This is a genomic window from Mongoliitalea lutea, assembly GCF_014652135.1.
Taxonomy (GTDB): domain Bacteria; phylum Bacteroidota; class Bacteroidia; order Cytophagales; family Cyclobacteriaceae; genus Mongoliitalea; species Mongoliitalea lutea.
This window is the reverse complement of record NZ_BMYF01000032.1, coordinates 15,843-33,504: the sequence shown is the minus strand read 5'-3', so window position 1 is coordinate 33,504 and position 17,662 is coordinate 15,843. Positions and strand designations below refer to the sequence as shown.

The 17,662-nt window shown below is 37.8% G+C and carries 14 protein-coding genes; 3 read left to right on the top strand and 11 right to left on the bottom strand.

Annotated elements, in window-relative coordinates; translation table 11 throughout:
- Nucleotides 1–192 precede the first annotated feature (192 nt).
- From IE080_RS18720 to IE080_RS18700, 5 genes are read right to left on the bottom strand one after another with little or no spacing between them, the layout of a single operon-like run.
- Nucleotides 193–615, bottom strand: coding sequence for a HipA N-terminal domain-containing protein (locus IE080_RS18720; protein WP_189586502.1), 423 nt, complete (start codon nt 613–615; stop codon nt 193–195).
- A 1-nt stretch (nt 616) separates the two neighbouring features.
- Nucleotides 617–1,615 carry a HipA domain-containing protein gene (locus IE080_RS18715; RefSeq protein WP_189586499.1) on the bottom strand — a complete coding sequence of 333 codons (999 nt, stop codon included), beginning with the start codon at nt 1,613–1,615 and terminating at the stop codon, nt 617–619.
- 9 nt (nt 1,616–1,624) lie between these two features.
- Nucleotides 1,625–3,253 carry an AAA family ATPase gene (locus IE080_RS18710; RefSeq protein ID WP_189586496.1) on the bottom strand — a complete coding sequence of 543 codons (1,629 nt, stop codon included), beginning with the start codon at nt 3,251–3,253 and terminating at the stop codon, nt 1,625–1,627.
- On the bottom strand, nt 3,250–5,937 hold the full coding sequence (locus IE080_RS18705; protein ID WP_189586493.1) for a DEAD/DEAH box helicase: 2,688 nt from the start codon (nt 5,935–5,937) through the stop codon (nt 3,250–3,252). Before IE080_RS18705 ends, IE080_RS18710 begins: the two co-directional genes overlap by 4 nt.
- A 22-nt stretch (nt 5,938–5,959) precedes the next feature.
- Nucleotides 5,960–7,627: a site-specific DNA-methyltransferase gene (locus IE080_RS18700; protein ID WP_189586490.1), complete on the bottom strand. Its 1,668-nt coding sequence runs from the start codon at nt 7,625–7,627 to the stop codon at nt 5,960–5,962.
- Nucleotides 7,628–7,964: 337 nt separating this feature from the next.
- Between IE080_RS18700 and IE080_RS18695 the strand changes: the two genes are divergently transcribed.
- Complete coding sequence (locus IE080_RS18695; RefSeq protein WP_189586487.1) at nt 7,965–9,341, top strand: AAA family ATPase; 1,377 nt, start codon at nt 7,965–7,967, stop codon at nt 9,339–9,341.
- Nucleotides 9,313–9,993, top strand: coding sequence for an RloB family protein (locus IE080_RS18690; RefSeq protein ID WP_189586484.1), 681 nt, complete (start codon nt 9,313–9,315; stop codon nt 9,991–9,993). The genes IE080_RS18695 and IE080_RS18690 overlap by 29 nt, the downstream gene beginning before the upstream one ends.
- A gap of 58 nt (nt 9,994–10,051) precedes the next feature.
- Here the strand turns inward: IE080_RS18690 and IE080_RS18685 are convergent, their stop codons facing one another.
- The 6 genes from IE080_RS18685 to IE080_RS19600 form a co-directional block, all read right to left on the bottom strand.
- A complete protein-coding gene (locus IE080_RS18685; RefSeq protein WP_189586481.1) occupies nt 10,052–10,318 on the bottom strand; it encodes a helix-turn-helix transcriptional regulator in 267 nt (88 codons plus the stop codon).
- 38 nt (nt 10,319–10,356) lie between these two features.
- Nucleotides 10,357–13,236 carry an SNF2-related protein gene (locus IE080_RS18680; protein WP_189586478.1) on the bottom strand — a complete coding sequence of 960 codons (2,880 nt, stop codon included), beginning with the start codon at nt 13,234–13,236 and terminating at the stop codon, nt 10,357–10,359.
- Nucleotides 13,237–13,330: 94 nt separating this feature from the next.
- Entirely contained in the window at nt 13,331–14,161 is an 831-nt protein-coding gene (locus tag IE080_RS18675; RefSeq protein ID WP_189586475.1) for an HNH endonuclease, read from the bottom strand.
- Complete coding sequence (locus IE080_RS18670) at nt 14,158–14,898, bottom strand: OmpA/MotB family protein (protein WP_189586473.1); 741 nt, start codon at nt 14,896–14,898, stop codon at nt 14,158–14,160. Before IE080_RS18670 ends, IE080_RS18675 begins: the two co-directional genes overlap by 4 nt.
- Nucleotides 14,899–14,909: 11 nt before the next feature.
- Nucleotides 14,910–16,334, bottom strand: a complete 1,425-nt coding sequence (locus IE080_RS18665; protein WP_189586470.1) for a MotA/TolQ/ExbB proton channel family protein — start codon at nt 16,332–16,334, stop codon at nt 14,910–14,912.
- A 38-nt stretch (nt 16,335–16,372) separates the two neighbouring features.
- Nucleotides 16,373–16,729 (bottom strand): DUF5683 domain-containing protein, encoded by a 357-nt coding sequence (locus IE080_RS19600; protein ID WP_229800738.1) that lies wholly within the window; start codon nt 16,727–16,729, stop codon nt 16,373–16,375.
- 308 nt (nt 16,730–17,037) lie between these two features.
- Between IE080_RS19600 and IE080_RS18650 the strand changes: the two genes are divergently transcribed.
- Nucleotides 17,038–17,580 (top strand): hypothetical protein, encoded by a 543-nt coding sequence (locus tag IE080_RS18650; RefSeq protein ID WP_189586467.1) that lies wholly within the window; start codon nt 17,038–17,040, stop codon nt 17,578–17,580.
- Nucleotides 17,581–17,662: the final 82 nt, after the last annotated feature.

The following is a 17,662-nucleotide window of genomic DNA, read 5'->3' as shown; positions in this document are numbered from 1 at the left end:
TGTGTAATTTATGTTGTCGTAAACACAAAGTACACAAAATAGGGTAGGTTTAAGCAATTGAATCTACCCTTATTTTAAAATCGTTTCTCGGACACTAGTGATTTTTAATAAAATCTTTTTCTTTCTTTCAATAAAAAAAGATTCCAGATACTTCTGAAATCTTTTTTTTGATTAAACCCTTGGATAAAAAAATTATGCGGTGTCTAATTCGTATGGATTTGATATGGATTTTTTACCAAACCGCTTCAAAAGTTTAACTTGATTCGTGTCTTCAATATTTTCTTTATGAAGAATTTCCCTAATCAAAGGTTGTTTTAAGCCAGGTATCCTGATTTTGAAAAAAGGCCAAAGCTCTTGACTTACATATGTCTTATGTACATCTGGAAAACCAATTATCAAATTTAATTGATTACTTCTAGACTTGAACTCTTCTGAATATTTGAAACTCCATTTACCATCGTTGAAAGATAATTCACCCACTTTGAAGTCATGTAAATGCAAATGGAATTTCGCAGATTCTTTCCCCATATCAAGCCTAGCCTCAGCAAAGTCTTGTAAGAAGATTTCATCCTCTTTATTTAGCCATTTTTTTATTTTATTCCAGTAGGTCATCATACTAAGCGTTTCTCACCAATTTAAATCTTTCACTTAGAATAATCTTAATCAATTCTATTCTATTCTTTGAGAAATAAATAAAAATATCTTTCTCAAGCATATTCATAACGTCTTTTTCTTTTGATTCGTTTGATAATTCACTGATTATTTGGAAATAAGTATCATTTGACCGTTTTAAAAACTCAACAAGGTCAAGATGATTAGCTTCTTTATTATATTCAATACTAACTCTTGGTTTTGAAGAAACTATGTAATTTAAAACTTTTTTTCCATTAGTTGAAGTATAATTATCTAAGTATCGTTTTATATTTTCTTCATCAAAATTCCAGAGTAAACCTCTAGCAGAATCGTATAATGGAGCAAAATTAACTCTTTTATTTGAATTTCTAACATTTTGAATAACTCCCCAATTGTAAAAATGTCTATCATTATTCCCCACTATTGCATCAAAAACCAGCATTTTAACAAATTCATTTAACAGAAATTCAAAATCATGAGGAAAAACGTTCCTAATTGCATTATTTATGAATTCAAATGTAAAAACTTTTCTTGCCTCACCTTTATCATTTGCAATTCGTTCACCTTCTTCATAATCACCTAAATATTCGCTACAAATTTCTGCTCCATGTACCAATTTTTCTTCCATGGGATTCAAAAAATATTTACTTAAGAATCTTATTTGTCCATTGGCTTTTACCAAATCAACCTCATTCATTTTAATCCCAAGGACGTCTCCAATTTTATTAATCATGTATTCAATAATAGACTCGTGAGGATACCATTTCTCAGCTGTTTTCGCAATGTATGAATTCCATGTTTTAGAATTGTTTCTCCTTATTTTTCCTCCCTCCACATAATTATAGACCTTTATAAATTGTTTTGGAGCATCACCATCCAAAGGTAAATCTTCTACTTTATAATCTCTTTCTTTTAAAACTTTGATTTTAGACTCATTGCGTAATAGCCCCGAGCTATTTATATATTTCTCTCTTCGTAACATTTTATCAGGCTAATCCTTAACTTTAACATGATCAGATAAAATCACTTTCTCTAGCGAACCATAAATCACCATATCGCTGTATATCAGAGAAGCTAATTCTTTGCAAAATACTTCCTTTCCAATGTTTTCCTGAGTACAACAAGATTTGATTTCTTGAAATTTGGATTTTACATCCTGTTCTAAAATATCTTTGACAATTACATGATACTTTTCTTCATCAAAGATTGAATTGTGTTTATCACAGTATTTTTTAAGCACTTCACTATCGAAAAGATAATTCTCTATTTCTCTTCTTTCAAGCATCCTGTTAGACTTTGATTTTCTCAAAAACACATTTCTTTCTTTATCACTTGTAGATTCACCTGAGGGATTTATGTCTTTATCTTTAAGGATAAGGATTTCCACATCTAAAAAAGCTTTGTTTAACACGCTTAATGCCAAAGCAGAATGCTTTTCCAATTCGGTATTACCTCCGCTGCTGACAAATAAAACATCAGGATATTTTTCTTCAAAAATGATATTAAAAATCTGAGCATCAAATCCTTTTTCCCTATTTCCTAATCCAGGTTTGGGGTGTCCTTCACAATATATGATTGTTTTTGGAGCTATTAGACCTGTTAAGTCCTCTAAAGCTGTTTCAAAAATATTTGCCCAATTTTTTCTAGTTTTTGATAACGGTTGAATTGTTTTGGCTCCATTAAAATAATCCTTTGTTCCAAAATCCAAGATTTGACAATCATCCTTATAATCCAGCTGAAGTGCTCTCAAAAATCCGATGCTATGGGTACAAATCCACAATTGACTTTTGTCAGGAATCATCTTGATGATTTCTTTAAGCAATTTTCTTTGAATTCCAGTGTTCAAATGTAGCTCTGGTTCATCAATGCAATAGATGGTTTCTTTGTAAACTTCTTTTCTAAGATAGATATCAATTAACATATCTACACATTCCTTTTCCCCCGTGCTTAGTTTATTATAATCAAAATCATTTGGATCATTCTGTTTTGAAAAAAACAAGGTTCCTTTGCCATCCATGATGTCCCCGATATCTGTTATTTTAATATCCAGACATTTTTCTAAACTGGTATTAAGTTCTCCAATTACGCGAGATTTTGCTTCCTCATACCTTAAGTTTTCTTTCTTTAAAATATTTTGAAAATGAACGTAAAGCCTAGAATAATTTTGTGAAATTTTATCATCTAATTGATTGGAAAAGCTAGCCCCATCTTGATTTTCTTTGATGTCAGAAACCTGCTCTAGTGTTGATTTCAATAATAATGAGGAATATCTATAGGGTGACCGAAATGAAAAAATTGTATTTCCTTCACCATCTTGTTGTCTTCTTTCAAACTCACCACTTGAAGCTAATTCTATTCCTCCTTCCAGTTCTATTCCGATGCTTTGGCCAGGGCTTAAATGTATAGATTTGTTTTTTTTGAAATCTTGAACATTTCCTGAATTAGATCCAATATTTCCATAGTGCTGTGCATTATACATTAGAAATGAATCCAATACTGAGCTTTTCCCACAGCCATTTGGACCAACTAATGCGATGATTCTTGATGGATTTTTTCCAAGATCTATCGTCAAATCATCAAACCTCTTGAAGTTTTTAATACTAACTTTTGATATTTTCATACGCCCCCCTTTTCAAAACTCCCCCTAAAATACCCAAAACTACTACTCAACTTGACCTCGTCATGTGGAATCAAGAGGTACTTCCAAGGCTTGCCTCCGTTGGGAACGGTGAATTCTGATGCATATTTACAGTAACGCAAAGCCGCTTTTTTCTTGTCCAAGACCTCAGCGGTATTTAATTGGTCAGAAGCCTTGGTTTCTACCATGTAAATGGCATCGGCAGTCTCTACGACAAAATCCGGATAATACTGCTTGCTGTTATTGGCCCAGTAGATCCGGAACTGATTAGGGGCAGGCCTCAGCCACTTTTGTACATCAGAGTCCTGCTCCAAGATAAAAGCAAAATCTTTCTCAGTCTTGGAATCAAACTTGTACTCCAAATGGCAAGCTTTCTCAAAGCCTGTAAATACCAGCTTAGGAATCAAACTTAGGGGACTGATCACATCCTTGTAATGCCTTCTACCTCCCGGCAAAGCTGTGAAATTCCAAGGCTCAATCTTTACAAATGGGAAAACCTTGGGTTCTAAATAATCAGGCTCAGAAATGCGGAAATTTGCCCGCATCTGCTGATAGATATTGAAGGCAATGTGCTTGCGGAACTGCTTGATGGTAAGCTGTAGTTTGCTGGCATCCTCCAATCGTTCTGCCAAATGCTTCAAAGCCTGTTGGGCCAATTTGAATAACAAGTCCGCATTTTCATCGTAATCCACATCAGGATAGTTGATCAACTCACTGACTATTTGCTGTAGAGGATTGTCTTTGGAATAGGCTCCAAACTTAACCCCAATACTATCCGTTTTTCGCTCTCCTGTCAACTCCACTACCATGATTTCTTCCCCAAGGGGCGTGTAATTAAACCCTGTAGCAGTATCTAAGTCAAAACCCTCAAACCACACCCGTATTTCTTCCTGAACCAAATCAATCCGTGGGATTTCGATGATGTTTTCTTGGTAGGACTTGATGATTTTCTCGTAAGTAGCTTCTGCCTCGGCTAGAATATTGGATTCAAACAACTCGGTTTGGTCCTTGTACAAATTCTTTTTAACCTTTTCGATCACAGCTGCCTTAACTTCAGGTTTGTGCAGATCTGCAAAAGACTTAACGGCTTGGGAACTCCCGAAACTTGGAATGGCAGCAATCACGGCCCGTTTGGCATCCAAACCCAACTGTGCACGCTGTTTTTCTTCGTGATTGGTAAGGGTTGCTATGCGTTTTTCTTCCCTAGCGAACCCTACTTCCGTTGTAGATGGACTGCTGATAACTTCTGATTTTTCTTTTTCAGGAGAATCGTCGATTTCTACAAAGGAAACCTTGTTCAGGATAGAATCCGGATTCTGTGCTTCGGCAATTACCGCTTCAAAATTATCATGGGCAATTACCGTCAGTTTGTCTATTTTCTCCACTCCTGTTCGCTCCCCATTAAAAGGTAAGCGTAAGCCTCGGCCAATGGTCTGCTCGATCAATACCGCTGCATTGGCTGCTCGAAGCGGGACAATGGTGTACAGGTTGGATACGTCCCAACCTTCCTTGAGCATATTCACATGGATGACAATTTCGATGTCATTATCATATTGCTCCAACGCGACAAACTGCTTGTCCACTTCCTCATCCTTCTTGGTACTGGAATCAATCTGAAGCACTTTTCCCTGATATGTACCGCCATAGAAAGCAGTGGAATTGATATACTGATACACTTCTGAAGCATGGTCTATATCCCTGCAAACGACCAGAACAAAAGGCTTCACAAGTTTGGCCTGATAGTTTCTGGCATAGATTTCCAGTTCGTTTTTAGTATCCTGATGGATGGAAATAGCATCCTCCAATTTGATTTTTTCGATTTCGTCCCGGCTTAATCCCTGTGTCCGAAAGTTCTTTCGGGTAGCGATGGCTGGATTTTTGACAAATTTCCCATCTTCCAAGGCCTTGGCCAAGGAATATTCATAGACTACATTTTTGAATGGCTTTCCTTTTTCGTCGATAGGAGTGGCGGTAAGTTCAATCCCCAACACAGGTTTGAGTTCATTAATGGCTTTCTTGGATGCATCGGCATGATAGCGGTGGGCCTCGTCCATGAGGATAACCAGGTCATCCAATCCGGAAAGGTATTCCCAATAGGATTGTCCCAAGTATTCCGATAGGCGCTTGATGCGGGGAGCCAAGGCTACGCCTCCTTGTTTGGTGCCTTTGTTTTCGGAGTTAAACTTGGCCACATTGAAGATATTGATGCGGATTTCCGTATCGGAAAAGAGGTTACCTGCCTGATTGTAATTATCTCCGGTGATAATTACTGGTCGGTTGTGTACAAATTCCGAAATCCCCTGAAATACATACTTGTGATAGGAAGGGTTGCCAAAATCCTCAATCAGTTTCTCGTAAATAGTAATATTAGGAGCCAGCACAAAGAAGTTTCGGATACCATGCTGTAGATACAGGTACGTGATGCAGGCTCCCATCAGACGCGTCTTACCTACGCCCGTGGCAATAGAAAAACATATGGAAGGAAAATCCCGCTCAAAATCCGTGCAGGTAGGAAAATGTTGCTGTATGATTTTTAACGCTTCCTGAAGATCGGTTTCCTTTTTCAGTTCCAATGCGCTACTCAGGGTAGCTAAAATATCCAGGGAGTCTTTCAAAGGGGCCCTCAAAGATAGGCGTTGCTTGATATAATTTGCTTTTTGATTCATGGCTTGGTGTTAAAAAATGGATTTAATCAAATAAAGAAGGCTGATCCGATGGCTTGGACTTGCTTGTCGTCGGTTTGGAGGTGATTTCCTCCATAGGGTCCAGAAACTCTTCCTCTTCACCTTCTTCTTTCGGGAGGTTCACGATTTTGAAGGAATAGTCATCCTTACCAAATTCGCATTTGCCCAAGAGTACCGTCGGGATTTTTTTCACGGAAATATTAGCATGCCTGCCTTCGCATTCGGGCGCAAAAATCTTACAGCAGATCAATAGGTTTTCGTCCGGTTGCATCTCGTCATGGATGCGGTCCAGCATTTCTACTGTGATGTACTGGGTAGTGGTAAACATAAAGTCTTTCTCCGAGCTCACACCCTGCTTCCAATACGTATATGGGTCAGGCTCGTAGCGGAACCCTTCCTGCTTGGCCATGGCGGCTGCCAACATATCGGGATTGTATTCCTTATTGATCACCCAATTACCAAATTTATCCTGATTTAGTAGGCTTGGGGCTAAGGTATAAAATTTAAAGCCACCTCCACCTTTCCAGTCCACGGCTTTGCTGATCCCCCCCTGTTCTCCGTCCACCACTTGCTTTAATCTTGGATAACAATGCGTCACCGCATGCTCTCCCAATTCCACCCCAATCCATTTTCTACCCATTTTATGGGCAACGGCTGCGGTGGTACCGGAGCCAAGGAAGGAATCTAAAACGATATCATTTGGTTTAGTTGATAAATGAATTATTCTATTTACTAGTCTTTCTGGTTTAGGTGTTTCAAATGCATTTTCAGCACCAAAAAGTTTATTTATTTCTTTTTTTGCCTCTTGATTATGGCCAACTTCATTATTGGGCCACCATGTCCAAGAAGCGATTCCTTGAAGTTCATTCAAGTAAGTTTTTTTCCTTGGAACTGAATCTCCATTTTTTCCAAACCAAATTTTACCTTCACTGTTCAATTGATTAAAAACAGATTCAACATTTCTCCAACAGGACCCTGGTCTTGGTTTAAATTTTTTCCCGGATGGGGAAACAATTTCGTACATCTGATTTGGACGATAGCCTTTAGCCATAAAATCAGCAGAAACCCAAGGACCATTTGGATCATTATCCTGATTTGTATAACGATTAACTTGGGCGTCAGAAGGAGGTAGCAAGTTTAATTCTGATCGAAAAGATGAATAATCTTTTGCATAAACAAGAATATGGTCGTGTCCTGCACCTAAAGTCGCACGCATATCCGGTTGAATTCTTTTTTGCCAAACAATATTTGCCACAAAGTTTTTTCTTCCAAAAATTTCATCACATAAAACTTTACAATAATGTAATTCATTGTCGTCAAGAGTAATCCAAATTGAGCCTGATGTAGAAAGTAGGCTGTATAAAATTTTTAAGCGAGAGCAAATTAAAGATAACCATAAAGAATGTTCTACCCCATCATCATATTGCTCAAATGCATTCCCTGTATTATACGGAGGATCGATATAGACACACTTCACTTTACCTGCATATTCCTGTTCCAGAGCTTTCAGCGCAAGGAGGTTGTCTCCATGGATCAGCATATTCTCGGTACGCGGGTCCCCATAGCTGTACTCGGGATTTTCGATCAGGATACGGGGTTCCAGCTTGGGTTCCTCACCCTTGCCAATCCAGGTCAGTTCGAGTTTTTGGGGGTTGGAGTTTTGTTTACTCATAGGGGTAACAATAAGAATCAAATGAAAGGAAAAATTCCAATAACTAAATTAAGGTAATTTGGTTGTATGTTCCAATTTTATCGTTCATTCCGTCGCAAATTGTCACTTTTTGTTAAGGACATCTACTCATGAATGATTAATTTCCATTTTTGAAGGATAAACTTTTGACGAATATTCTCTGTAGAAGTTTTGCAAAGCATTTGTGAATAGACGTTTTAGAACACAACATTTAAATTAAAATCACGTGAAAAATTCTCTAAATCGAAAAAATAACACATAAATAGACTTGATTTACGTAATAATGATGTATTTTTGAGTGAAATTTTCACGTAAAACCATGATCATTCGCTTTGTTTTGGATAATATTTTTTCCTTTGGAGAAAGGAAAGAATTCAATACCCTTCCCAATACCCGATTAAAAACATTGGAAAGTCATACCTATGGATTGGGAGATATAGAGTTGTTGAAACTATCAGCTTTGTATGGGGCCAATGGTGCAGGCAAATCCAATCTTTTTAAGGCAATTTATTTATTGCAACGCTTGGTTTTGGATCAAAAAATCCCCTTTGGGTTAAGGGAGAGTAGATTCAAGTTTATAGAAAATCCCAATACTCCCCAATTGCTAGCAGTAGAATTTGTGCAAGAGGAAAAAGCCTATTACTACGGGATTGAATTCATTGGAGAACGGATCGCAACAGAAGAATTATATCTTTCAGGGTTGGGGAAAAAGTGTGATACACTGATTTTCGAGCGAAAAACAGATAGTTCAAAGGTAACAGCTATGCACTTCAGCCCGGAATTTGAGCACGATGAAAAAAGCCAATTGTTAAAATCTGTTTTATTGGAAGACTTTGTAAAACCAGATGAACCTGTATTTAAATTGCTTTCCAACAGGGATAATAAGTTTCTCGGGGATGTAAAGAAAGCCTTCCAATGGTTTTCTGACACCTTGCAGATCATTACCCCTGATTCCAAACCAAGAGCATTGGCACACCGCATCGATATAGACAAGGAATTCAAAAGCTATGCTGAGGACATGATGTGTTCTTTTAATTTAGGCATTCAATCCTTATCGACTGACAAGATTCGTGTGGAAGATTTCTTTGGCAAGGATAATGAAAACGAACTCAATGAACTTGTTAAAAAAGTTGAAGAGTCTCCCAATAAGATGTTTGGATTGAGAAGCAGAAGAGGAGATGAAATTGTATTGGTTAAGGAAAATGGGGATATATGGGTGAAAATTCTAAAAATATCCCATATGGGAAAAAATGATCAAGTTGCAAAATTTGATTTGGATGAAGAATCTGATGGTACTGTCAGGTTATTGGACTTTGTTCCTGCCTTTAGAACAGTGGTATCAGAACCCAAGGTGTTTTTGGTGGATGAAATCGAACGTAGTATTCATCCCCTTTTGATCAAAGAATTGGTACGGAAGTTTTCACATGATCCTCAGACCAAAGGGCAGTTGATCTTTACTACCCATGAATCCAATTTATTGGATCAGGAACTGTTTCGACAGGATGAGATTTGGTTTGCAGAGAAAAACAGGGATGGAGTGACCGACCTGTATTCATTGAGCGATTTCAAGGAGCACAAAACCATTGATATCCGAAAAGGCTACCTCAATGGACGATACGGTTCCATACCGTTTTTAGGAAATCTCAAGGATTTAAATTGGCATGACTATGTTACTGAGCAGGAACCGACTCTTTGAGAGAAAGGCACCTAGCAGGGAAGCCAAGAGTATCTATATTTTTTGTGAGGGAAAAAGAAGAGAAAAACATTACTTCGACTATTTTAAGGAGCTTGATTCCCGCATTAATGTAGAGGTATATGAGCTGGATGAAAAGGAAGACAATTCCCCCTTAGGACTTCTAAAAATCGCCCAACGAAGTATGTTGGAATCAGATGACAATCCAAATCCTATTTATAATTTCCAAGACAATGATGAGGTTTGGATCGTTTTGGATACCGACCCTGATAAGCATGAATCAAGGAAGGAACAAATCGAGCATATAAGAAATGAAGTCTCAAAATTAGAGGCTTGGAGCGTAACAGAAAGTAACCCTTGTTTTGAAGTTTGGTTGTATTATCATTTTCATGAACAATTCGAGGTTTTTGAATCAAGTGACTTTTGTAAAGGCTGGAAGGACAAGGTAAATCAGGCTATTCCTGGAGGGTTTGACTCTAGAAAGCATCCAATTTTCGTACAAAGAGCCACGGTCCATGCAGAGAAAAATTTCAAAAGTCATGAATCCGGTCATCCATCCGTAGGTTCTACAGAAGTATATCATTTATCCAAAAGTATCCTTCCCCTAGTTCATGATAAAATTAAGGACGCATTGGAGAAGAATGGATTAGAATAGGAAATTTTTTTATTGCGAAAGTAAGGGATATTTCCAAAATTTATTTTCGGTTTATCCATCAATGTACTTTTGAATTACTCCATTCATTCCTGAAATTCTCTTCCCTTGCTATCCAAAATGAGGCAGGTATATCCAAAGCTTTTTCTAAGCTAATGGCCAATTCAGAAGTAAGGGCCATCCTTCCTTCCAAAAGAAAATCGAATGCCTCTATGGACAGTTCTAATCTTTCAGCCAACACCTTCTTGGATAGACCTACCTTTTCCATGGTTTCCAAAATAGTATCCCCTGGAGGAGAAAGCCAATATTGAGTAGCGTTAGTTTCCATTTTCATTTCGCTTGAACTTATGTCCAACAATAAATATACTAAATTATTCGCCATCTTATGAGGAACAACCCCTCTACTTTTTCCTCCTGATTCAATTGACTTTCCACTTCTGATAACAATTTTTCTTTCTGTTGTTCGATGGTATCCTGGGCCTCAAAGAGTTTTTTTCGTTTCTCATTTCTCTCTTTTTCCAAATCCTTGATTTCCCGTTGGGCAGAAACTTTGGCCTTGAGTTCGGTGATTTTACGGGCTTCGGATTTCTTTAATTTGATTTCTGCATCCAGATCAGCCAGTTCCTTCTCCAAACTGATTTTCATATCATCCGCCCAATGGTCCAGCTTTTCGTACTCTTCAGAAAAATAGGCGGTGTTTTTTTCCATAGAATAGGCTCTCATTTCTTCGCATAGCTCTTCGCTGATCCTTGCTAGCTGGCCCAGAAATTCCTGGCTAGGAGAAGCTGAACACATTACTTCAGCATGCACTGAAAAAAAGCGGGGCACCAATTCTGCAGGAATGGTGTAGCCTTCATCGGTAATGGCTGAAGCAATCAGGTAATCTTCATCCTGAAAGGATTTGATAAAAAGTTTGCTGAACTTCAACCAACCGGATTGTCCAACCAAGGATTCCAATCCGGATATTTTTTTAGACGTATTCGTGTAGTCAAATAGCACCTCCTGCGTATCCAAAATGGCATTTTCCCATTGGGCAATTACCTGTTGGGCCAAAGGGTGCTGGATTCGGTAGGTGAATTGGTTTTCAGCGGCATTCTTCCCCAATTTAAATATGCCTTGGATTGTTACTTTTGAAGATGGAGTGACTTCAAATACCAAGTTTTCGTCATCAAAAGTCGCCTCATCTTGAAGGGAATATTTGGTCAAGTTCCAAAGCATGTTTTCGTACTTGCTGATGTATTCCCTACTGGCAGCAAGATTCACCCGTAGCTTTTCATGAACCTCCTCATCAAAATTTTCCAGGAGCTTTTGCTTGGTATGCTGCATCTGTTGGTTGATGCTGGCTTCCAGTTCCTGTTGAAGAAGATTGAAACTCTCATTGATCTCCTCTTCGGTACGGCATTCCTGATAGATTTGGGCGATTTTCCGCTCTATATCAACACCTGATTCTATGGTGCCCAAAACCTCATCACTTGCTCCAAAAACCCCATTGAAAAGATTGAACTTTTCATGAAGGAGTTTGTACACCCGTTCATCTGCTGCATTTCTTTTGTTCAGGAAGTTGATCACAATGACATCGTACTTTTGCCCATATCGATGGCATCTTCCTATGCGCTGCTCGATCCGTTGAGGATTCCAAGGCATATCATAGTTGACGACAATTGAACAAAACTGCAAGTTGATCCCTTCCGCCGCCGCTTCCGTAGCGATCATGATTTGGGCCCGCTCCTTGAATTCATCCACCAGAGCCGCTCGCATGTCTGCTGTGGGAGAGCCTGTGACTTTATCAGAACCTTGATTAGCAGCCAGCCAATGTTGATAAATTTTCTTGGAAGCTTTATCTGCATTGGTACCGTTGAATAAGACTATCTTTCCTTCATACCCTTTTCTACCCAAAAGCTCGGCCAGGTATTCTTGCGTTCTCTTACTTTCCGTGAAAATGATGGCCTTCTTGGGAGCTCCTCTTTTTTCCGACTCTTTAAAACCAGATTCCAAGGCAGCTGCCAGTTTTTCACCTTTAGCATTTACTTCGATGGATTCAGCAAGCTCAGCAAAAGTTCCTAGGAGCTCATATTCCTCTTTGACCTCCAATAACTCATCTTCCGTGAACCAACTTTCATTACTCTTTGCTTCTTCCTCTTCTCCCCATTCGTCTTTCAGCTCATCATAATCTTCGTATTCCGCTTCCAAGTAGCTTTCCCAAATACTTTCTTCCCGGTCTTCATGACGCTTCAAGATCTCTCCCAATCGTTCCTGCATTTTTCTAAAAGTACCCGAAATCGCAAATGAGGAGGAGGCCAAGAGCTTTCTCATGACCAAAGTCATCAGCTTTCGTTGGGATGCAGGAAGGGCATAGGATTTGGGTCTTTGCAAATAGGCCGAGACCAGATTGTATAATTGTTGCTCCCTATCGGAGGGAAAAAACTCAAACACGAATGCCTTTCGCTCCGTGTATTTAATGTATTCCAATACCTGCCTTCTTAGCGTTCGGATAGAGACGGGCTGTATCCTTTCTTTCAGTTCTTCATAGACCAAGGGATCTGGATGGTTCTCTACACGGCTGTATTGGGCTTTGAAACTTTTCAGGTCCCCAAATACGTGGTCATCGATAATAGAAACCAAGCCATAAAGTTCCAACAGGGAATTTTGTAAAGGAGTGGCCGTAAGCAAAACCTTTGGAAAAGGCTCTAAACTCTGTTTTAGTGTTCTGGCAATGATATTACCCGGTTTGTAAACATTTCTTAACCTATGAGCTTCATCTATGACCACCAAATCCCATCGGGTATGCATGAGGTAAGGAGCATTTGATTTGGCAAACTGGTAGGAGCAAATGACCACTTTGTTTTTTTGATCGAAAGGATTGAGATTTCCTGCTTTAATTTCTTCCTGAAAGGATTTAGATTCCAAAATGAGTGCCTGAAGGAAAAATTTATCTTGGAGTTCCTGTCCCCACTGTTTCCGAAGGTTAGCAGGGGAAATAATTAATATATTACGTTTTTGTTCAGCCCATTTTTGTGAGATCACCAAACCAGCTTCAATGGTTTTCCCTAAGCCCACTTCATCGGCCAGAATAGCTCCTTTGGAAAGAGGCGACCTAAATGCAAAAAGTGCTGCTTCCACCTGATGGGGGTTAAGGTCCACTTGGGCATCCACCAACGCAGAAGCCAGTTTTTCCACCGAATCGGAAGCCACCCGTTTGGTCAGTTCAAAGGCAAAATATTTGGCGTGGTAGGGGGTAAGGGACATGGTTAAATGGTTTCTATGAATTCGCTAAGAAAGTTATTATTGGTTTTAACTACAAATGCAAAAAAGGTCTCCCGAAACTTTGAGAAAAATTTTATTACCGTTTAATTTTGAAGAAAGGATTACCAGCTTCCTTTAGTTCTTTTTTATACTTTTCAACAAAGCTATTCAAGTCAATATTCCTTGATCCTTTACTGAAATTTTCCTGATGCTTTTCGTCTTGGTTTGCATGGCAAAGGATGCACAGGCACCTTAAGTTGTTATCAGAATTATTTGTTTTATCCCCATCCACATGATGGACTTGGATAAAACGCTTGTCTAAGGCCTTTTTAACCTGTATGCCACATTCCTCACACGTATAATCATGAAGCTCGCGATAGGCTCTACTTAATTGTTCCCATCCCTTTGGGTAGCCAAAAATATCTACTTCGATATCCTCAACCTTTTCGAAGTCCCCGAGTAAATCGTGAAAATCCCGTGTTGTATCAATTTCTGAGTTGATCTGTTTTTTACAATATCCACACAATGACAGCTCTTTATTCTCATAGAGATATCCACTTTCCTTATCCCTCAGGTCATTTTTTTCTGAATTTGAGAAATTGTACCTATGATTAAATTTCCCACTATCAAGAAATTCTTGAATGACCTTACATTTGACGATGTGAAATTTCGGCAAACGCATATTGTATCTTTCCAGATAAGGCTCTTGAATAAACATATATCCTTTAAAGGAATGCGTTTCATAATCCAAATAAATCCCATCATCTTCGAATCGAATATTTCCTGCTTTATAGGCTTTTTCAAAATCAACTCCTTTGATGACCTTGAATCCACTTTCAAAATCAATTGTAGGAAATCCCCACTTATCCAATGCTCTGGACAAATTTTGAAACTTATACAATTCGAGATCAAACACCTTGTTTTTCATCTTCCTGAAAGCTCTTGAATAACCCGTTCTACAAGTTTATCACTGGTCGTGACAATCCTAAATTCTACTCTACGAGAAAACTCGTTATTCACTGGCAAGCCAGTTTCACTTGTTAGATTTTTATTATCATCCAATGTACGCCCATACGAAAGACCATTAGCAGTCAACCAAAACTGTATCAACTGAACGGATTCCTCAGGAAGGGAGTGAAAGAAGTCCATATTTCTAAAATATTTCAATACCTGAGCAGATCGTAGCTGGGACAACTTGATATTGCCAATGTATGGATCTGTATCAAAGTTGTAAGCGGGTACTTGATCTGTATGTCCTTCTATTCTGATTTCAGAAATTTTATCACGATACCTATCCTGTAACACAATCTCAAAATACACGGGCAGGAATTCATCTAAGATCTCTCTGAAATACGGCCTGATTTCCGTTTGTCCAGATGCAAAAAGAACATCCGGGTTTGTGAACTTAATAGAAAGATCTTTATCCAGTTCTACTTTCCATTTATTAAAATCTTCCCGAAAAGCACTGTCTAAGGAATTGTAAAGACTTTCTTTTGTTGCCTGAAATTCTTCAAAAAGCTCATCCCTTTCCCCCTGTTTTTTTTGAACTTCCAAGATGTAGGAAATGGCTATAAACATGAAAATAACCATCAACCCTGTCATGATATCAGAGAAGGAAACCCAGTTACTTTCTTCTGATTTGGAGCCTTTTTTGGTAAGTGACATAGTTTTTGAGATTATCTATATTGAGCCATTACTCGTTGGATCAAATTATCCAGATTTTGGAAGGTATCATTAAGCTTGGTATAGAAATGACCATGAATCTCCTGAACTTCATTGTCTAAATCTTTAATGGACTTTTCTATAATACTTACACCGTCGTTTAACTGAGATTTCAGGTTCTTCCAAAACACTTCGTTGATATCTTTGATTTTCTCGACCTCTTCAAGTTTAACAAGGAGTTTGGCCACACTGTCCGAGAAATCACGTTGTTTCTTGACCCATTGATTGAGCTGCTGAGTAGTCGCATCAAATGCCTCTGTATTCGTTTTTAGGGTTTCTACTGTATCAGCAATTTTAGTGGTAATCTCAGAGAACTTCTTATCGTCCACCATTACCTTCTTGAGTGAATCTACTATTTGTGCCAACTGACTGTTTTTGTCCGTTAGCGTAGACGTGTTTAGGGTTACTTCTTTCAAGGCATTTGAAGAAATTGAGAAATCATTAGACACCCCCTTAAACTGATCAGTCAACTTGGCAATCATTTCTTTATTTTCCATTTGCCATTGATTCAGCATTTTAACACTGTTGTTGAGCTCTGCAAAATTCTCTTGAACGAGTTTATTGATCAATGCTGACATTTGATTATTAAACTCTTCTGTCGCTTTCTTCATGACATCGACAAGCGCCTCTGTATTGTTTTTAGCCAATAGAACCGCGAACTCGTTGAATTTCTCCTCGATAACTTTATTGTTTTTACCCATGGACTCAATGATCCATTCAATGCTTTTTTTGTTAGCCTGAGAATATTCATTTTGCTCGGACCTCAACTTTTGAAGCTGCGTCAATAAACTCGTCTCTCCATCTCCTCCTAAGGATTTCTGGATTTTGTCAAAGGCAGTTTTTTGGCTTTCAGTCTCTTTTAATAAATCCGAGTTTTGATTCCTGATTTTTGTGAGATGTGTTGCCAATGATTCATCACCTTCTCCATTGATAGCAGCTTGAAGGGATTTAAATGCCTCTTGATTTTTATCATGCCCTATTTTAATAGCAATTAAAATTTCATTGAGCGCTGAGATTTCATCAGAAGGCTTAGGAGGTTGGTTAGATTCAATCTTTCCGTAAATCAATTTTGATGCCTTCCCAAAACCTATTGAAAAAACAATTCCTATAATAGAGGTCAAGAATGCAGTTTTTAAACCCTCCAAAAGAAGAGGTATACTTTCATTGATATTATTAACATCAAAATCCATTAAACCGATATAAATACCTAAAAAAGTCCCTAAAACCCCTAAAGTTGTAAAGACGCTTGGTATAGAATCATATAAATATGGATTTACTGAATGAATATCTTTAGTCTTACGAATGGTTAGCATTAACCTAACCGAAACAATAATCCAAGCAAGAAATAGTGCGCCTATAAATAATTGATAATTATCCATCGATAAAATAATTTTTTAAAAGAATTAATTGATCATTTTTAACCACCATCACGATTAGGATCTCCTGAGGTTGCCGAAATAATACAAATCAGATGAAGAATTATTCCGGGTAGCACGAGTGCCATGTAACCAATTATTACAAAAATCAGCCAAACAAGGCCTGTAAAAATATTTCCTTTATACATCTGCCCAGCACCTGGAATTATAAAGCTTAAGAGTGCAGCTACTCCTGGACTCCATTTCCGTTCTTGAGTAGCGTTAATAAATACCTGACTTTCTGTTTTCCTTGCTTGTCTTAAACTACTATCTAAAAACTCCCCACAGTGCTTGCACTTGATAGCATCCCGATTGATAAGCTCTGCGCAGAAGGGACATTTCTTTTGGTTTTCTTCCATTTTTTACTTTACAACTTCTTTACATTGTTCTACAAACTAAAGTGAAAAGTACTAAAAAATAATTTTTAAAAATTGTAAATTGAGTAAGCGTAGCAAAATAGACCAAAAGTGTCGGTTTTTGTAGATAAGTGATAACGTATGACATTTGCTAATTGTATTTACGTAGAATCTTTCAATATCTAAAGCTTGGAATAAGAGTAGATAATTGTAAATTACATACAAATGTATTTAAATCATTTACAGTATAAATGATCTTGAATAATTATTGAAAACAGATTTAACCTTGCAACCAATAGTTTTTGATCATTATGAATATTGACCTTTCAAATTGTCCTACAAAAGTGGTTGATGGCCAAACCCTCTATTACTATTTAGGTACTTGGATGACAAAACCAGAACCAATCGATGTTACCACAAATAAGGGTTACTTGATGCTCTCAGTGGGGACAAAAAACTACACTAATGAAGACTTTCATACCTTTGCATCTTCACCTCAGGCAATGATTGAAGGATTCTATAAAATAATCAATGTAAGAAAAGAGCTTGCCGAAGGAGAGTACGACTATTCAGGTAGGTTTATTGCAGATGTTCACTTTAAATATAAAGAAGACATTTCTTACATTGATCCAGATGGAACGCCAGCCTTATTTGTTGCGAGGCTTAATCCATTATTCAATAAATATTCTATTGGCAAGTCGCTAAGCGGCACTATATTAAACCTTCCATGGAAAACTCTTGAAAATTTTATTAATTATTTTTTAAATCGTGAAATTCATCTTGAAAAAATCGAACTTACTGAAGACCCAAGGTATAATTCCAAAGTATATAAATACACGTGGAGATATTTATAAAGCACTTCCTGATAAAAAGCAGGTACCTACCATTAGTTTAGTACCAAGATATATAGTTACACCTATATTAATAATCAATCAT